Here is a 16,205-nt window from a genome sequence, read left to right as displayed (position 1 = left end):
TTTCCCTGCCAGACCTAGGTCTATGCGGAAAATTTCCGGAATTCAGGCGGCATGGGCGAACTTCTTTACCTCGAACGACAGCACGATCATCGCGATGCCGTACAGGATGGCGAAGATCCCGACCAGCCAGACCAACGTCAGCAGTCCCGCGCCGGGCCAGATGAGCAGCAGGACCCCGAAGACGATGGACAGGATTCCGCCCACGATGAGCATCCACTCGTTCTCGATCACCTTGCGCATCTGTACGCCCGCGACGATCTCCGACGCCCCGCTGAGGATCGCCCAGAACGCGATCACGAAGAGCAGGATCAGCGATGTCTTGCCCGGCCAGACGAAGGCTATGATCCCCGCCAGGATCCCGAGAATTCCGGAGATAATGAGCCAGACGCGGGAGTCTGTTCCATGCCGGAAGGCGGAGAACACCGAGACGAGCCCGCTGACGATGGCGTACGAGCCGAAGAAGATCACGAGCACGAGCAGCGTGATCGCGGGCCAGATCAGCGCCAGGATGCCGAAGATCACCGCCAAAATGCCGCGGATCAGGACGAGCCACCAGTTGCGTGCGATTTGCTCCATACTGGTGTGATCTCCCGATCGATCACGCAAGCAGCCCACAGCACGGTCAAAACTCGGGCGAAATCACCAAACCGAGCAGGTCCTTAGACCTGGGAGTAGACCACGATCGACACCGCGATGTACTGGACCAGGTAGGCGGCGATCGTGAACGCGTGGAACACCTCGTGGTAGCCGAACCAGCCAGGTGCCGGGTCCGGGCGGCGCAGACCGTACACGATGGCTCCCGCGCTGTAGAAGACGCCGCCGACGGCGACCAGCACGACGGCGGCCACGCCCGCGCCCGCGAGCAGCTGCGGCAGCACGAAGATCGCGGTCCAGCCGAGCGCCAGGTAGAGGACCGTGTAAAGCCAGCGCGGCGCGCTCATCCAGAACACCCGGAAGAGCACCCCGGACAGCGCGCCGGCCCAGATGACCGCCAGGACGGCCACGCGGGCGGCCCCGTCGAGCGCGAGGAGTGCGAAGGGCGTGTAGGTGCCCGCGATGATCAGGTAGATGTTGGCGTGATCGAAGCGCCGCAGCGCCTCCGCCAGGCGGGGGCCCAGCGTGCCGCGGTGGTAGGTGGCCGAGATGCCGAAGAGCAGACCCGAGGTGATCGCGTAGATCGCGGACGCGAGACGGGCCTGGAGGGTGGGGCCGAGCGCCACGAGCGCGAACCCGGCGACCAGCGTCACGGGCAACGCTCCAGTGTGCAACCAACCTCGTAGCCTCGGCTTCGCAGTGATGGTCGTCATATAACCTACGGTACCGTAGGTTATAGCCACGTTGAGGGTATGGACCTTCAACGAGACGAAGGTCATATCCCGCCGAAGAAGCCGGTCATATCCCGTTGAGGAAGCGGGCCGCGACCGGCAGCGCGGCGCTCCGGCCCGAGCCGCCGTTGCGTACGAAGACGCTGAAGGCCAGGTCGTCGCGGTAGCCGATGAACCAGCCGTGCTCCCGCCCGCCGGCGGCCTCGGCCGTGCCCGTCTTGCCGGACACGCCCGCGGGCAGCCCGGCGTTGGCGGCCGTCCCGTGGTCGACGACGGCGGCCATCATCTCCCGCAGCGCCGCGATCGTCCCCTCGTCTAGGTCGACCGGCTTGGCGGCCGGGCCGTCGATCCGCTCGGCGGCGGCCTTGGACAGGATGCGTGGCACACGCAGTGTGCCGCTCTGGACCGCCGCCGCGACCATCGCCATGCACAGCGGGGTCGCCTCCACCGAGCCCTGGCCGAAGGAGTCGGCCGCCAGCTCGTCCATGCCGTCGGGCGGGTCCATCCGCCCGCACTTGCCGCCCAGGCCCGTAGCCAGATCGGCGCCGTTGAACCCCCACTTCGCGGCGGTCTCGACAAGATCGTCACCCGATAATCGGGCGACGGCCTCGCGCACGAACGTGGTGTTGCAGGAGTACGCGAACGCGTCGGCGAACGTCACCTGGCCATGCGCCTGCTCGCCCGCGTTCTTGAACGTCCTGAAGTGCGGGATCGTGTACGTGGCCGGGCAGTCCACCTCCGCCGCCGGATCCAGGCCCGACTCCAACAGCGCCGCCGCCGTCACCGTCTTGAACGTGGACCCGGGCGGGAAGAAGTCGCGGATCGCGCTGTAGTTGCCCTCCAGCCGATCGGCCACCGCGAGCACCTCGCCGGTGCTGGGCCGGATCGCGATGATCGACGCGTTCCGCACCCCGTCGAGCGCCCGCGCGGCCGCCGCCTGCACCGAGCGCGACAGCGTCGTACGCTCCAGGCTCACCTTGGGCTCGACGGTCATGAGCCGCCGCGCCTGCTGACCCGGCAGCGCGGTCTCCAGCGCCCATCCCTGGGCCACGTCGTCGAACTCGGGCTTGAGCTCGGCGAGATAGGACTCGGCGTAGCTGTCGTTGGGGATCTTGTCACCCTCGCTGGTCACCAGTTCGACCGCGGGCCCGTCGAACTCGGCCAGCCGCACCGTGCCCCCGTCCTTGAGCCGGGGGTCCAGCGTCTCCGGCGCCCAGAGCACCTTCCAGGTCCGGTCGCGCACGGCCAGCCGCAACGTGCCGCTGAACGGCCACGCCCCGAACTCGCTCAGCGTCCTGCTCCCGGTGAACGGCACCTCGGCCGAGGTCTCCCCCGTGCTCTTCACGGCCCCGGGCCGCAACTGGATGTCCTGTACGTGCAGGTCGTCCGAGAACGACCGGTGCCGGGTGACGAAGTCCGCCGGCGGCTGATAGACAAGGGTGGCCATGGCCCGCAGGTCCCCCCGCTGCCATGCCGTGAAGTACGCGGCCGAGGTCTGCGCGGCGCTGCCCTTGACCCGATTGGCCACCACCGTCGCGAAGACACCTGCACCTACTACCGCAACAACGGCGATAACCAGCACAATCAGTCTTCGTCGTCGCATACGGTTACTCCCAGGAGGGGATCATCGTGGCACGAGGACAGCGGGAGCCGATGCCTGGCCTCTACCCGGTGACGTTCGGCGAGATCGAACTGCTCCGGGACCTGGACAGGCAGGACGGCTGGGTACTGTCCAAGGATGGCGTACCTCAGTCGTACGTTGACTTACAAGACCCTACATATCTGGAATTCGAGTACGTACGGCTTATGGCGGACGTGATCGACCTTCTTCCGGAAGGCGCGCTCGCCTGCGTCCACGTTGGCGGCGGGGCGTGCACGATCCCGCGCTATGTCGCGGCCACCCGGCCAGGGTCCCGGCACATCGTCCTCGAACCCGACGGCCTCCTGGTCAACCTGATCCGCGAGCAGCTCGACCTGCGGTCCGTGCCACGGCTGAAGGTGATCGTGCAGGGTGGGCGCGAGGGCACCGCCAAGGTCTGGGACGACTCGGCCGACCTGCTGGTCCTCGACGCCTTCTCCGGCGCGACCATGCCGGTCGAGCTGGCCACGACGGAGTACATGGGCGACATCTCCAGGGTGCTGCGCCCGTCGGGCACGCTGCTGATCAACATGGCCGACGGCAAGGGCCTGGCCTTCGCCAGGCGGCTCGCGGCGACGGTCCAGGGGACGTTCCGGCATGTGGCGCTGCTGGCGGAGCCGGGCGTCATGCGCGGGCGCCGCTTCGGCAACCTCATCGTCGCCGCCTCGCGGGCCGAACTGCCGATCGACCTGCTGACCCGCCGCGCGGCCGGCGGCCTCACTCAGGCCAGGTGTGTGTACGGGGAGGCGCTGACGAACTTCGTCGCGGGCGCCCACCCGATCAAGGACGGCGACGCGGTGCTGGCCCCGGTGCCACCCCCGGCCGTCTTCGGCTGAGAAGCTGATAACCGGGCTCAGGGCCCCAGGTAGGCCAGGACCGCGGCGACCCGGCGGTGGACGTCGCCGCTGTTCTCCAGGCCGAGCTTGGCGAAGATGGAGTTGACGTTCTTCTCCACCGACGAGACCGACAGGTGCAGCGCCCTGGCGATGGCGCCGTTGGACCGGCCATGTGCCATCTCACGCAGCACATCGCGCTCACGCGACGTCAGCGCCTCCTGCTCGCCCCGCACATCGCGCCTGGCCAGCAGCCCTTCCACCACCTTGGGGTCGATGACCGAGCCACCAGAGGCAACCGCCTTGATGGCTCCCAGCAGCTCGTCGAGATCGCCCACCCTGTCCTTGAGTAGATAGGCGAACCCCTCGGTGCCGTGCTTGAACAGCTCGAAGGCGAACAGCGCGTCCGAGAACTGCGACAGCACCACGACCCCGACGCCCGGATGATCGGCGTGAACGCGGTGTGCGGCGTCGATCCCCTCGAACCCCTGGCGCCAGCCCCCTCCCGGCATCCGGATGTCGGTGATCACCACGTCGGGGCCGAGCCTGCGCGTGGCGTCGACGAGTTCGTCGGCGTTGCCCACCGCACCGACGACCAGGACCTCGCCCGAAGTCTCCAGCAGCCGCCGGGTGCCCTCGCGTACCAGGTAGTGATCGTCGGCCACGATCGTGCGGATCCGCTCAGGCATCGACCGGCACCCAGGCGTTCATCCGTGTCCCCTCTCCTTGCCCGCTGTCGAGATCCAGCCCGCCGCCGAGCGCGTCGAGCCGGTCGGCGAGCGTGGCCAGCCCCCGACGGACGACGGCCGGCGGATCGAAGCCCCGCCCGTCGTCCATCACGGTCGCACGCAGACGGCCGTCCGCCCGCGCCAGGCGTACCTCTATCTTGGTGGCGCCCGCGTGCTTGAGCGCGTTGGCCACCGCCTCGCTCACGGTGAAGTACATCGCGCCCTCCACCTCGTCGGGGAAGCGCTGGGCGCGCAGTTCCCTGCTCGCGACGACCGTGGTCGGCACCGGCAGCCGGGCGCAGCGCTCCTCCACGGCCTCCACCAGGCCACCCTGGCTGAGCGAGCTGGGATGGATGCCGGCGGCCAGCTCCCGCAGGTCGTTGAGCGTCTGGCGGGCCTGCTCGCGCAGCTCGGCGAGCATGCCGGGGCCGCCACCGGTGGCGCGAGCCAGCTCCAGCCCGGCGATGAGCGCGACGAGTTGCTGCTGCACGCCGTCGTGGATGTTGCGCTCGATGCGCCGGCGTTCGGCCTCCTGGGCGTTGACCAGGCGTCCGGCCAGCCCGGCGCTCTGGATGGCGAGCCCCGCGGGCACGGCCAGCGCCTCCAGGAGCCGCCGGTCGGCGGCGGTGAGGCTGTCGCCGTCCCTGGGCCCGCACTCGATCCGCCCTGAACCGCCCCGCACGGGCAGCGTCAGCGCCGCGGCGCCCTCCTCCCGCCCGGCGACCACGCGGGTGCCGTCGGCGAGCGTGACCGCCGCCCACCTGACCTCCAGCCCATCGCGTACGGCCGCCGCGAGCCGGCCAAGCTGCTCCACGGGCTCCGGCGTCTCCTCCAACGCCGTGCCCAGGCTCGTCAGCATCTCGCCCACGGTCGGCCGGACGTCGAACACCACGAGGAGCCGCGAGCCCATGATGCCGATCCTGAGGTCGAGCAGCCGGTGCCTGAAGACCGCGACCGCGATCGCCACGGGCAGGGACCCCAGCACGGCCAGCACGCCGACCACCCCGGCCAGCGGCTCAGCGACTCCGAAGAGGAAGAAGGAGAGCAGCACGAACCCGGCGAGGTTGACGGTCATTCCGGCGACCATCCAGGCGTACTGGCCGCGCTCGCCGCTCCCGCTCCGCCGCCAGCGGATCACCAGCCCGCCGAGCACAACAAGGGTGATGATCCAGGTGACGAGCTGGCCGACCGCGGACATGAGCCCGGCGACCAGGTCCGCCGAGCTGGCCGGCACCAGCTGGTCGGGCGCGGCGGAGGGGATAGGGCCGATCAGGAGGTTGCCCGTGGAGTGGACGGCGATCGCCACGGCCCCGATCCACGCGACGGGCCGCCAGCGGGGCGACGGCAGCCGACCCTCGGGGAACAGCAGCGGGACAAAGATCCACAACAGGCCGTAGTAGACGGGGAAGACCGCGACCAGCACGCGGACGACCACCGATGCCATGTCCAGCTTGCTCAGCCCGACGCCGAAAGTGCTCACACCCAGGCAGACCGCCGTGGCCAGGAGCAGCCAGACATAGGGGATCTGTGGCCGGCGGACCGCCAGCAGCCAGCCGAGCGCGGGCAAGACCAGGCCGATGACGATGTACGCCCACTGCGTCAGAGGTGCGGGCAGGCCGCTGTCCAGCAACGCGCCCGCCGTCACACCCGCGGCCGCGATCACCGCGAGCAGCCCGGCCACCAACCTGGAACTCATAAGGCCCCATCGTCGCGGGGGCGGTGGGCTGCGTCTATGCGGATAACCGCACATCCGGTGCGGTTATCCGCAGTCTCAAGACGGCGGCTCACCGGGTGGGGTATGTAGGACGGGGTCTGTTGAGTGGGAGGCGCGTGTTCCACCTGGGTCTGAGTCGAAATCGAAGTCGAACGCGAAGTCGAAGGAGCCACCATGTCCTCCCCGTCGAAGCCCGCCCTCGCTGTCGCGGTCACCGCCGTGGCCGTGTCACTGACCGCCTGCGCGACCGGGACCACCACCAGCCGCCCGCCCGGGGCGGCCGCGAACCGGCCTGCGGCCGTCACCAGTCTGTCCGGGGTCACCGCGAACTGGCCTGCGGGCGACACGAGCCTGTCCAGGGTCGCCGCGAACCGGCCTGCGGGCGACACGAGCTCGCCCGTGACCGCCGTGAGTGCGCTCACGGTCTCCGCCGCTGGTAGGAACGTTCCAAACACTCCCTCGGCGACCACCGCGCCGCCCGTGGAGATTCCCAGTACGCCCGCCGGGCAGCAGTTGCGCTGGCTGCTCGACGCCCCCGCCAGGGTGCCGATCGGGCAGGCCGAGCTGGCCGAGCACTTCGCCCCGGCGTTCCTGGAGCAGGTCCCGGCGGACAAGGTCAACGAGACCCTGACCGGGCTGCGCGGGATCCAGTTGCAGAAGATCATTGGAGCCGCGCCCACCGCTCTGATCGCGTATGTGGTGGTCGGCGCCCAGACGCTCAAGCTGACGCTCTCGGTGGACGCCACAGGCAAGATCAACGGCGTGCGGTTCACCGAACCGGCCACTCCTCAGCCCTCCCCCACGAGCTGGGACGAGCTGGATCGGCGGGCGCGCAAGGCGGCGGCCCGCGTGGGGTTCCTCGCCGCCGAGGTCAAGCGCGATGGCACGTGCCGCCCGGTCCACGCCATCGCCGGCGGGCAGGCGCGCCCGCTCGGCTCGATGTTCAAGCTGTACGTCCTCGGGGCCGTCGCCAAGAAGATCGAGCAGGGCAGGTTCTCGTGGGACACCGCGATGACGATCAAGCCCGAGCTGAAGAGCCTGCCCAGCGGCGAGCTCCAGGACCGCCCCGACAACAGCCAGGTGTCGGTGCTGGAGGCGGCCAAGATGATGATCGCCATCAGCGACAACACGGGGGCGGACCTGCTGCTCCACCAGGCCGGGCGGACGGCGGTCGAGGGCCGCGTACGGGCCTGGCACGGCCAGGTGAAGCGGAACACGCCGTTCCTGACCACCAGGGAGCTGTTCGCGCTCAAGGGCGCGGACTACCCGCGATACTCCAAGGAATTCCTGTCGCGCGACACGGCCGGGCGGCGGGACTACCTGTCTGCGGTCGTCGACAAGCTCCCGCGGTCCAGCATCAGGGCGTGGGCCGAGCCGCGCGAGCTGGACACCGTGGAGTGGTTCGGCTCCCCGGCCGACATCTGCCGCGCGTACGCGGGACTGGCGAAGAGCCGTGACAAGCGCGTCGGCGAGATCATGTCGCAGAACCCCGGCGGGATCCAACTGCCGGCCAAGGAGTGGCCCACCGTCTGGTACAAGGGCGGCTCCGAGCAGGGCGTGCTCGACCTGAGCTACCTGGCCCGCACGCCGTCCGGTCGCACCTTCGTGGTCACGGCCATGGCCTCCGACCCGGCCGCCGCCCTCAAGGAGGACCAGGTGTACGAGGAGCTCATCGCACTCTCGCGGGGCGCCTTCGCCTTGCTCAAGTCGTCCTGACCCTGGACCCTTCGGCGTCCTGCCCCTGGACCCTTCGGCGTCCTGCCCCTGGGCCCGGAGGCCTGGCCGCCTGAGTCCGGGCTTCCTGGCGGCCGGGGCCGCTCGCCTGGAATAGTTGAATTCTCAACTTGGTTGAGCACAGCAGATTCCGCCGAAGGGAGCCCGACATGCCCGCCGTCACCGTAGAGAACCCGCTCAGCCTGCCCCGCCTGCCGGAACCGCTGGCCGAGGAGCAGGGCCGCAAGGTGCTCGCCGTCGAGACCGCGCCGAGCGGCTTCGAGGGCGAGGGCTTCCCGGTACGCCGGGCCCTGGCCGCGATCAAGCCCGAGTACCTGGACCCGTTCGTGATGATGGACCAGATGGGAGAGGTCGACTACGCGGCCGGCGAGCCCAAGGGCACCCCGTGGCACCCGCACCGCGGCTTCGAGACCGTCACGTACATGATCGACGGCGTGATGGAGCACCTCGACTCCAACGGAGGCGGCGGCACGATCACGAACGGTGACACCCAGTGGATGACCGCCGGCGCCGGCATCCTGCACAAGGAGGCGCCGCCGGAGTGGCTGGTGCAGCAGGGCGGGCTGTTCCACGGCATCCAGCTGTGGGTGAACCTGCCGGGCGCCAAGAAGATGATCGCCCCGAAATATCAGGACATCGGAAGCTCCAGCGTCGCGCTGCTCAGCAGCCACGACGGCGGCGCCCTGGTCCGCCTCATCGCGGGCGACCTGGCCGGGAACACCGGGCCCGGCAGCACCCAGACGCCGATCACCCTGCTGCACGCCACGATCAGCCCGGGTGCGCGGCTGACGATGCCATGGCGCAAGGACTTCAACGCCCTCGCCTACGTCCTGTCAGGACGCGGCACGGTCGGGACCGAGCGGCGCCCGCTGGTCAGCGGCCAGTTGGCCGTGTTCGACGGCTTCGGCGACCGTCCGGGGCTGACCACGTCGGGCGAGACGATCACGCTGTCGGCGAAGGACACGATGGAGGTCATCATCCTCGGCGGTCAGCCGATCGGCGAGCCGGTGGCCCATTACGGGCCGTTCGTCATGAACACCCGCGCCGAGCTGGCCCAGGCTTTCGAGGACTATCAGGCGGGACGCCTGGGCTCCATTCCCGCCGCCTGATTACGAGAATCGCATCGAGCGGCCCGCTATTAAGCGGGCCCGCTATCGAGCGTTTCGCTATTGAACACCACCAACTCGTTGGAACTGGGCCGCCGTCATTCACGGCGGCCCATTGTGTTTAAGAGCGACGCAGCGATTACGGGCGCACCACCGTCTTCTTCGGCCCGCAGTGGTCGAATTTCACCTTGTACGGCTTGCTCACACAGGCCCAGAGCTCGATCTTGCCGTGCGACATGCGCCTGGTCCGCTGCTCAAGGCAGTCCTGGTTCTTGTAGTAGTTGGCGTACTGGTAGGTGTGCCCCTGGTACCTGACTTTGGCCATCGCGTAGCGGTGATCGGCGTTCCGGTCGCAGACGATGATTCTCGTGTCGCTCTCCAATTGAGCTTCGGCGAGCACGCCCCCGTGCCCGTCACTCAGGGATGCGCGGGGAATCGCCCGCGCGGTTGCCGAAGCGGCGGTGGTGCCCATGGTGGCGAGCGCCAGTCCGGCGATGGCGGTGACGAGTAGCAGCTTTTTCACAATGCCCCCTGTCGTTTTGCATTTCCGTAGGAAAGACGACGACATCGACGGCAAAGTTCATAAAAAGTGCGCGCCGATTCGGCACGCTCGTCGAGTGCGACCCATGGCCGGACGGCCCGGCCATGGGTCGGACGGACCGCCCTGGCGCGAGGAGGCCCCGTCCGGGAGCCCTGCGATCCCGGCTCCGGCCGATCGACAAGTCGTGAAGTACGTACTAATGTGCTGCCTCATCATGAAGGACGTACATAAATCAGACTTTGACACTGACCCCGACGGAAGCCTCTTCGATCCCGCGACCAGGACCGCCATGCGGCAGTTCACCGGCGGAGGCGACACCGCCACGCTGGAGGCCGCGGCCGCCGTTCGCACCGCCTTCCACGCCATCGAGCGGATGCGCGCTCATGGCAGCCAGGGCAGAGGGTTGAGCTCCGGCGCGATGGACCTGCTGATGCGGCTCGGCGCCGCCGAGGGGGACGGAGTGAGCATCGGAGAGCTGGCCCAGTCCGCGGGCGTCAGCTCCCGTAACGTGACCGGGCTGGTCGACACGCTGGAGCGCGAGGGCCTGGTGCGGCGGGTCCCCGACCAGCATGATCGGCGCTCGGTCCTGGCCCAGATCACGGCTGGGGGACGGGATTGGATCAAGGCGTTCAGCGAGCCGTCGCAGCGGGCGATGACGGCGATGTTCAGGGACTTCACGGCCGACGACCTGACCCGGTTCCGAGACCTGTGCCTGCGGGTGGCCGACAATCAGCACCGGCTCGCGCAGTATCTGGAAGGTGCCTCATGAGCGGTGAGAACCGGACACGTGAGGTCGTACGGGGCTACCACGAGGCGCGCTTCCGTGGCGATGTGGCAACGGCCGCCGCGCTCATCGGTGACGGGTTCAGCTTCCAGAGCCCGCTCATGAGCTCCGACGACGCCGCCGGCCACCTGGCCGGGATCACCGGCTTCGTCCAGGTGGTCACCGGCGTCGACCTGATCAGCGAGCTCTACGGCGAGTCGGAGGCCACGCTCGTCTATGACGTGCACACCGCCACGCCGGTGGGCACCCAGCGCACCGCCGAGCACTTCCAGCTCGCCGACGGCCGGATCGTCTCCATCATGCTGATCTTCGACGCCACGCCGTGGCAGCCGATGAGGCAACTGATGGGCTGAGCTCACAGGCCGAGCCGGGCCAACGAGCCGAGCTCAGCCAGGGCGAGCCGGGCCGGGCCGGCGGGCTGCGCGCGGCCTGGCGGAGGGCAGGTCAGGGCTGGGCGTGGTCAGGGGGACGGCAGGGCGGCGGCGGTCTGGCGCCAGATCCTGCCGTCCTTGATCACTAGTGTGCCGAACGTGGTGACCTTGTTGCCGGCGACGGTCATGAGGGCGTTGTAGAAGATGACGTCGTCCACCGCCTGGATCGACGTGACCTCGACGACCTGGGGCTCGGCGGCCAGATAGGCGCCGAACAGCTCCCGGATCTCCCCCGCTCCCCTGGCCACGCGGTCGAAGCGGACGACCATGGCCTCCTCGTGGTACTGCGCCAGCAGGGCCTCCAGGTCCCGATCCGCGATAGCGGCCAGTTGGCGGTCGAACAGCTCCATCACGGTCATGCCTCTCCTCCGGGCAGGGGACGGCGAAGATCGTAGGCGACCTGCGCTCCGCCGTACAAGAGAATCAAGGGGAGCGCCAGCGCGGCCGGGAGCGCGGAGGTGACGAGCGTGAGCACGGCAGCCGCCATGCGGATGGCGGTCGCGAGCCGGTCGCCGGAGCACAGGTGCTGGAGGCCGAGGGTGACGAACACCACCGCGGCGGGGACTCCGACGGCCCAGCCCGTCCCCGGGTGGGTGATCGCGTGCTCGACACCGATGCCGAACGCGACCAGGCCCAGCGACAGCGGCAGATGGGAGTAGACCCAGACCTGTCCGGCCAATTGCGTACGCAGCACCACGGACTCATCTATGTGCCCGAAGTACAGCCACCAGAACGCCATGGCGATCGCGATGCCCGCGAGGGCGATCAGCAGCGTGCCGGGCGTGACCGCGTGGCTCTTCAGCCCGACCACCACCGCGGCGACGACCTCGCCCAGCACGATCACCACGAACAGCCCGAACCGCTCAGGCAGGTGCTCACTCTGTGGCGGCAGCGCGCCCTGGTGCCGCCGCGCCATGAGCGGCGTGGCCAGATCGATGACCATGGCGACGGCCCACAGGACATAGCGCAGCGGCGGCTCGACGGCCAGCGACGCCGTCCAGATGACCACCGACACCGTGAACCCGGCCACATAGCTGCTGGTCAGCGACCGCCCTTCGGGCACATGCCGCCCGGCGCGCAGGTAGGCCACGATGAGCAGGATCCGCACAGCCACATAGGACAGCGCGAACAACGCGGAGCGCTGCCCGATGTCGCCCACGCTCGCGGCCATCGTGCCGATGGCCAGGATCTGGGGCAGTACGAGCAGGCGATGGCTCACGTCATCGGTGTCGAACCTGTTCGCGTAGAACACGTATCCCGCCCAGGCCCACCAGATGGGCACGAACAGCCCTATGAACGCCAGAATCCGCCCTGGTTCGGTCCCCTCGGCCAGTACATCGGCCAACTCGGCCACGGCCACCACGAACACCAGGTCATAGAGCAGCTCCAGCCAGGTGGCCCGTCGCTGCACTCCCTCGAACAGCCGTAACCTAGGCGGCTGCCAACTCCTGCTCACCCATACCTCCCACATGTAATTGTGTAATTATGTCGCCCTGGAGGTCTGGTGTGCACGGCATCGGTTGAGTAGGGGGTACTCAGGACGGACCCCATTATCCGGCCTACCTTCACGGAAGGACGGACGATGGGGGGACACCATGCACTTCGTTCCATTAGCGCCGGATGCGCTGGCCAAGCTGGAGACCCGCTTCTACGAGCTGAAGGCGGCCGGGCTCCTGCCCGAGCACCTGACGTTCGAGGACTACTACGCGATGTGGCGTTCCGAGCGGCGTGGGCCGCGCTCGGTGGGCCTGGATGACGGCAACCTCACCCCACAGGCTCCCGACGTGAGCCTGATCAACCGGCCGCCGAAGAAGCTCAAGGGCGTCATCAAGACGCTGGTGCTGCTGGTCGACTTCGACGACCGGCCGCACGATCCGGCTCACGACGCGGAGCACTTCAGGCGGCTGCTGTTCGGCACCCAGCCGGGCAGCATGCGCGACTTCTATCGGAAGGTCAGCGGCTTCAGCGACGACCACGGCATCGACGTGCAGGGCGAGGTGTTCGGCTGGTTCCGGCTGCCGCAGAAGCTGGCCTTCTACGCCAACAACAAGTCGGGGCTGGACGAGGACCACTTCCCGCGCAACGCGCAGGGTATGGCGCGGGACGCCGTGCAGGCCGCTATGGCGGCGGGTGTCGAGTTCGACCCCTCCTACGACGTACTCGACGAGCACCGGGTCACCGCGCTGTTCGTCGTGCACGCCGGCCCGGGCGCCGAGACCTTCGCCGACGCCGAAGGGCTCCAGTACATCTGGAGCCTGAAGTGGACCGTCGGCGACGAGCCCATCGCGGTCGGGCCCGACCTGGAGGTGAGCACCTTCCTGACCGTGCCCGAGGACTGCAACGTCGGTGTCTGCGCCCACGAGTGGGGGCACCTGGCGGCGCGCTGGGCCGACTACTACGACACCGACCGGGCGCAGACCGGCGCCAAGTCGCACGGGCTGGGCAACTTCTGCCTGATGGCGGCCGGCTCGTGGGGCAACCGCGGGGTCACGCCGGTGTACCCGACCAGCATGCTGCGGATGTTCCACGACTGGGTCACCCCGCGGCTGGTCACCGAGACCACCCACGGCATCACGCTCCGGCCGGTGGCCGAGGGCGGTGACTTCATCGTCATCCGTAACGATCGGACGATGAAGGACTCGCAGTACATCGTCGTGGAATATCGCCGCAAGCGGGGCCAGGACGAGTTCCTGCCCGACCAGGGCATCGCGGCCTACGTCGTGGACGAGGCCATCCCCAACGTCGACGACGAGCGGCGCCTGGCGATCGAGCTGATGCAGGCCGACGGCCTGCGCCAGCTCGCCCAGATCGGCAGCCTGGGGAACAGGGGTGACGCCAACGATCTGTATCCGTCGCTGGGCAACGCGAGCATCGGCCGGGACACCAGGCCCCCACTCGATCTGCCCGGGGGCGGATGGACCGGCGTGACCATCGAAGTCTCCGGCACGCCGGGTGATGACGAGATGACGATCGACGTCGTGGTCAGCTCGTAAGGGCGATCCATGACGGAGGCCGGATACGGCAGATGCCGGGCGAGTGCCGCGACCGCCCGGCATCTGCCGTGACGGGCGCCCATCTCGCCGCACACGCCGACCACGGTCTACCAATCTCTCGTCGTACGGGCTGACCATGGGCGACGAAACTCCCGTCGCACGCGCTGACAGCGGTCCACGACCCTCTCGTCATTCGTGCTGACACCGGTCTACGAATGGGCCCTGCGGGCGGCCAAGAGTGCGCACGTCACGGTGCCCAGCCCCGTGAACCGCAGGAGCGTGCCCCTGGACAGACCCCAAGTGGGACGGTGGGTGGGGTGGGTGTGGCCGGCCGTAAAAAATGGCCCGTAAAAATCGCCCTTAAAAACGCTCAGTTGAGCGTGAGGCAGGCGATGCGCGGGGCGGGCTGCTCGTCGGGGGTGGTCGGCCTGGCGTGGAGGACCAGGGAGTGGGGCACTTCGCCCGTCAGCGACCAGTCGTGGCGGGCGGTGGCGCGTCCGGCGCCGGAGCCGTCCGTCTTCAGGTCCAGCCACACCTCGCTGGTGGCGTCAGCGCGGCCGGCTATGTGCTGGAAGTGCGCCCCCGCGGCGGCGGGGCCCTTTCCGCAGGGTGCGACATGGAGGTGGGCGCCGTATCGATGGTTGGGCACCAGGCCCTCCACCACCAGCGAGGTCACCGTCTTGCCGCCCGTGGACTCGGCGGTCACGCTCGCCTGAGCCCCCTTGGGCACCAGCTTGCGGTTGTAGACGATGGCCATCGTGGTGCGCGGCTTGAACACTCCGGCGCCCGTGAGCGTGGTGGGCGCCGCGGCGGCGTCGGAGCTGTGGACGGCGTTTCCCACGGGCGCGTCGGCCTCGGGATCGGCCGGGCTCTGCGCGCAGCCCGCGACCGCCAGGGCGAGCAGCAACGCGGCCGAACGCGCCCTCAGCGGGCGAGCGACCCCATGGGCCGAGACGCCCGGCCGGGCGGTGTCACGGGCGGTGCCGCCAGATCGGGCGGCACCGCCGACGGCGTCGCGGGCGGTCGCGCGGCCCGTGCCGAGTGGGGCGGCGGACTGCTCCACGATGACGAAGTCGGGGTATCCAGGACTCAGTTGGGCACGCGCCCTCTGTGACCGGACGGACGCGGGCATCCGTTGTGCGATGGCGGGCGTGGGCAGGCGCATGGGAACCCCCAAAGCGGTGACGAGCCCTGGCCAGGCTCACGAAGCCACCACTCTAACCAGTAACCGATCCACTACGCACCGTGTTTGGCGGCGATCCCGTCGATGAGTCCGGCCAGGGTGAAGTCGTTCTCCGTGAGCCGTCCCTTGTCGTGGGTGGTCAGCGAGAGGTGCAGTCTGCGCCACCGGATGTCGATGTCGGGATGGTGGTTCATCTCTTCTGCCTGAACCGCGATCTCGTCGACGATCCGGATGGCCGTGGGGAAGTCGGGCGCGGTGATCGTACGCCGGATCTCCTCGCCCTCCCTACGCCATTCAGGCAGGTCGTTGAGCTTGCTGTCGACGTCCATGAACTCACGTTACTTCAGCGCCCCCGCGCCGAGGCCGGACTGGATCTGGCGTTGGAAGATGATGTAGACGATCATCACCGGGATGATCGCCATGCTGAGGGCGGCGAACAGGCTCGGCCAGTCGGCCTCGTACCCGGCGATGGTGGAGATGTCGGCGATGCCCTGGGTGATGACCCACTTGTCCTTGTCGTCCGTGAGCAGGACCAGGGGCAGCAGGTACTGGTTCCACTGGCCGAGCACGTTGAAGATGGTGATGCTGATCAGGCCGGGCTTGGCCATGGGGAGCATGATCTGGAAGAACGTGCGGGTGTGCGAGGCGCCGTCGATCGCCGCCGCTTCGGCCACGGTGTCCGGCAATGTACGGAAAAATGCGGCTAAGAAGAAGACCGTGAACGGCAGCGAGTACGCGATGTAGACCAGGATGAGCCCGACGTGGGAGTTCAGCAGCCCGAGCTGGAGGACGACGAAGAACAGCGGCCCCAGCGCCAGGAAGATCGGGAACGCCATCCCGGCCACAAAGAAGTAATAAATCACCCTGTTGCCGAAAAACCGGTAGCGCGCCAGCACATACGCCGCCATCGAGCCGAACAGCATCGTCCCCAACGTGCTGAAGAACACGACGACAACGGTGTTGAGCATGTACTGCCCCACGTGGGCCTTGTCCCAGGCCCTCCCCCAGGCGTCGAGCCGCAACTGACCGGGCAGCTGAAGCGCGTCCCCGAAGATCTCCGTGTTGTTCTTGAACGACGCGAGGAACGTCCAGAGCAGCGGCAGGATGATCAGCAGCGCCCAGATGAAGAGCGCCAGATGCGAAAGGCCGCCAAGGACCCCGAGCCGAGGTCTGGCCGGACGAGGCGTGGTCATG

General features: G+C 68.7%; 17 protein-coding genes. 6 read left to right on the top strand and 11 right to left on the bottom strand.

The features are described 5' to 3' along the window. Nucleotides 1-42: 42 nt before the first annotated feature. The 3 genes from ACQP2T_RS12785 to ACQP2T_RS12775 form a co-directional block, all read right to left on the bottom strand. Nucleotides 43-576 (bottom strand): HdeD family acid-resistance protein, encoded by a 534-nt coding sequence (locus tag ACQP2T_RS12785; protein WP_433516356.1) that lies wholly within the window; start codon nucleotides 574-576, stop codon nucleotides 43-45. Nucleotides 577-659: 83 nt separating this feature from the next. Next, the gene (gene trhA, locus ACQP2T_RS12780) at nucleotides 660-1,307 is read right to left on the bottom strand and encodes a PAQR family membrane homeostasis protein TrhA (RefSeq protein WP_433516355.1); all 648 of its coding nucleotides are present in this window, start codon (nucleotides 1,305-1,307) and stop codon (nucleotides 660-662) included. Between the two features lie 85 nt (nucleotides 1,308-1,392). Beyond that, on the bottom strand, nucleotides 1,393-2,856 hold the full coding sequence (locus tag ACQP2T_RS12775) for a penicillin-binding transpeptidase domain-containing protein (RefSeq protein WP_433516354.1): 1,464 nt from the start codon (nucleotides 2,854-2,856) through the stop codon (nucleotides 1,393-1,395). Between the two features lie 98 nt (nucleotides 2,857-2,954). Here ACQP2T_RS12775 and ACQP2T_RS12770 point away from each other — a divergent pair, with 98 nt between their 5' ends. Next, entirely contained in the window at nucleotides 2,955-3,800 is an 846-nt protein-coding gene (locus ACQP2T_RS12770) for a spermidine synthase (RefSeq protein ID WP_433516353.1), read from the top strand. Between the two features lie 17 nt (nucleotides 3,801-3,817). On the opposite strand, the gene ACQP2T_RS12765 is transcribed toward ACQP2T_RS12770, so the two are convergent. Together ACQP2T_RS12765 and ACQP2T_RS12760 are read right to left on the bottom strand one after the other, a co-directional pair. After that, nucleotides 3,818-4,486 carry a response regulator transcription factor gene (locus ACQP2T_RS12765; protein WP_433516352.1) on the bottom strand — a complete coding sequence of 223 codons (669 nt, stop codon included), beginning with the start codon at nucleotides 4,484-4,486 and terminating at the stop codon, nucleotides 3,818-3,820. Then, nucleotides 4,479-6,221 carry a histidine kinase gene (locus ACQP2T_RS12760; RefSeq protein ID WP_433516351.1) on the bottom strand — a complete coding sequence of 581 codons (1,743 nt, stop codon included), beginning with the start codon at nucleotides 6,219-6,221 and terminating at the stop codon, nucleotides 4,479-4,481. Before ACQP2T_RS12760 ends, ACQP2T_RS12765 begins: the two co-directional genes overlap by 8 nt. Nucleotides 6,222-6,413: 192 nt before the next feature. Here ACQP2T_RS12760 and ACQP2T_RS12755 point away from each other — a divergent pair, with 192 nt between their 5' ends. After that, nucleotides 6,414-7,955: a serine hydrolase gene (locus tag ACQP2T_RS12755; RefSeq protein WP_433516350.1), complete on the top strand. Its 1,542-nt coding sequence runs from the start codon at nucleotides 6,414-6,416 to the stop codon at nucleotides 7,953-7,955. A gap of 167 nt (nucleotides 7,956-8,122) precedes the next feature. Continuing rightward, entirely contained in the window at nucleotides 8,123-9,082 is a 960-nt protein-coding gene (locus ACQP2T_RS12750; protein ID WP_433516349.1) for a pirin family protein, read from the top strand. 136 nt (nucleotides 9,083-9,218) lie between these two features. Here ACQP2T_RS12750 and ACQP2T_RS12745 read toward each other — a convergent pair whose 3' ends face one another. Further along, nucleotides 9,219-9,602 carry a hypothetical protein gene (locus tag ACQP2T_RS12745; protein WP_433516348.1) on the bottom strand — a complete coding sequence of 128 codons (384 nt, stop codon included), beginning with the start codon at nucleotides 9,600-9,602 and terminating at the stop codon, nucleotides 9,219-9,221. A gap of 307 nt (nucleotides 9,603-9,909) precedes the next feature. Between ACQP2T_RS12745 and ACQP2T_RS12740 the strand changes: the two genes are divergently transcribed. Beyond that, the gene (locus tag ACQP2T_RS12740) at nucleotides 9,910-10,389 is read left to right on the top strand and encodes a MarR family winged helix-turn-helix transcriptional regulator (RefSeq protein WP_433516347.1); all 480 of its coding nucleotides are present in this window, start codon (nucleotides 9,910-9,912) and stop codon (nucleotides 10,387-10,389) included. Continuing rightward, nucleotides 10,386-10,757 (top strand): hypothetical protein, encoded by a 372-nt coding sequence (locus ACQP2T_RS12735; RefSeq protein WP_433516346.1) that lies wholly within the window; start codon nucleotides 10,386-10,388, stop codon nucleotides 10,755-10,757. The genes ACQP2T_RS12740 and ACQP2T_RS12735 overlap by 4 nt, the downstream gene beginning before the upstream one ends. A gap of 107 nt (nucleotides 10,758-10,864) precedes the next feature. Here ACQP2T_RS12735 and ACQP2T_RS12730 read toward each other — a convergent pair whose 3' ends face one another. Together ACQP2T_RS12730 and ACQP2T_RS12725 are read right to left on the bottom strand one after the other, a co-directional pair. Continuing rightward, nucleotides 10,865-11,194, bottom strand: coding sequence for a nuclear transport factor 2 family protein (locus ACQP2T_RS12730; protein ID WP_433516345.1), 330 nt, complete (start codon nucleotides 11,192-11,194; stop codon nucleotides 10,865-10,867). Further along, on the bottom strand, nucleotides 11,191-12,291 hold the full coding sequence (locus tag ACQP2T_RS12725; RefSeq protein ID WP_433516344.1) for a low temperature requirement protein A: 1,101 nt from the start codon (nucleotides 12,289-12,291) through the stop codon (nucleotides 11,191-11,193). The genes ACQP2T_RS12730 and ACQP2T_RS12725 overlap by 4 nt, the downstream gene beginning before the upstream one ends. 139 nt (nucleotides 12,292-12,430) lie before the next feature. Here ACQP2T_RS12725 and ACQP2T_RS12720 point away from each other — a divergent pair, with 139 nt between their 5' ends. Continuing rightward, the gene (locus tag ACQP2T_RS12720) at nucleotides 12,431-13,828 is read left to right on the top strand and encodes a M6 family metalloprotease domain-containing protein (RefSeq protein WP_433516343.1); all 1,398 of its coding nucleotides are present in this window, start codon (nucleotides 12,431-12,433) and stop codon (nucleotides 13,826-13,828) included. Between the two features lie 370 nt (nucleotides 13,829-14,198). On the opposite strand, the gene ACQP2T_RS12715 is transcribed toward ACQP2T_RS12720, so the two are convergent. From ACQP2T_RS12715 to ACQP2T_RS12705, 3 genes are all read right to left on the bottom strand, one after another. Next, entirely contained in the window at nucleotides 14,199-14,993 is a 795-nt protein-coding gene (locus ACQP2T_RS12715; RefSeq protein ID WP_433516342.1) for a hypothetical protein, read from the bottom strand. A gap of 71 nt (nucleotides 14,994-15,064) precedes the next feature. Continuing rightward, the gene (locus ACQP2T_RS12710; RefSeq protein WP_433516341.1) at nucleotides 15,065-15,340 is read right to left on the bottom strand and encodes a 4a-hydroxytetrahydrobiopterin dehydratase; all 276 of its coding nucleotides are present in this window, start codon (nucleotides 15,338-15,340) and stop codon (nucleotides 15,065-15,067) included. Nucleotides 15,341-15,349: 9 nt separating this feature from the next. Further along, nucleotides 15,350-16,204 carry a carbohydrate ABC transporter permease gene (locus ACQP2T_RS12705; RefSeq protein ID WP_433516340.1) on the bottom strand — a complete coding sequence of 285 codons (855 nt, stop codon included), beginning with the start codon at nucleotides 16,202-16,204 and terminating at the stop codon, nucleotides 15,350-15,352. Nucleotide 16,205 lies beyond the last annotated feature (1 nt).

The sequence above is a fragment of the Nonomuraea sp. CA-143628 genome (genome assembly GCF_050942315.1).
In the GTDB taxonomy this organism is placed as follows: Bacteria; Actinomycetota; Actinomycetes; order Streptosporangiales; family Streptosporangiaceae; genus Nonomuraea.
This window is presented reverse-complemented; position numbering and strand designations above follow the sequence as displayed.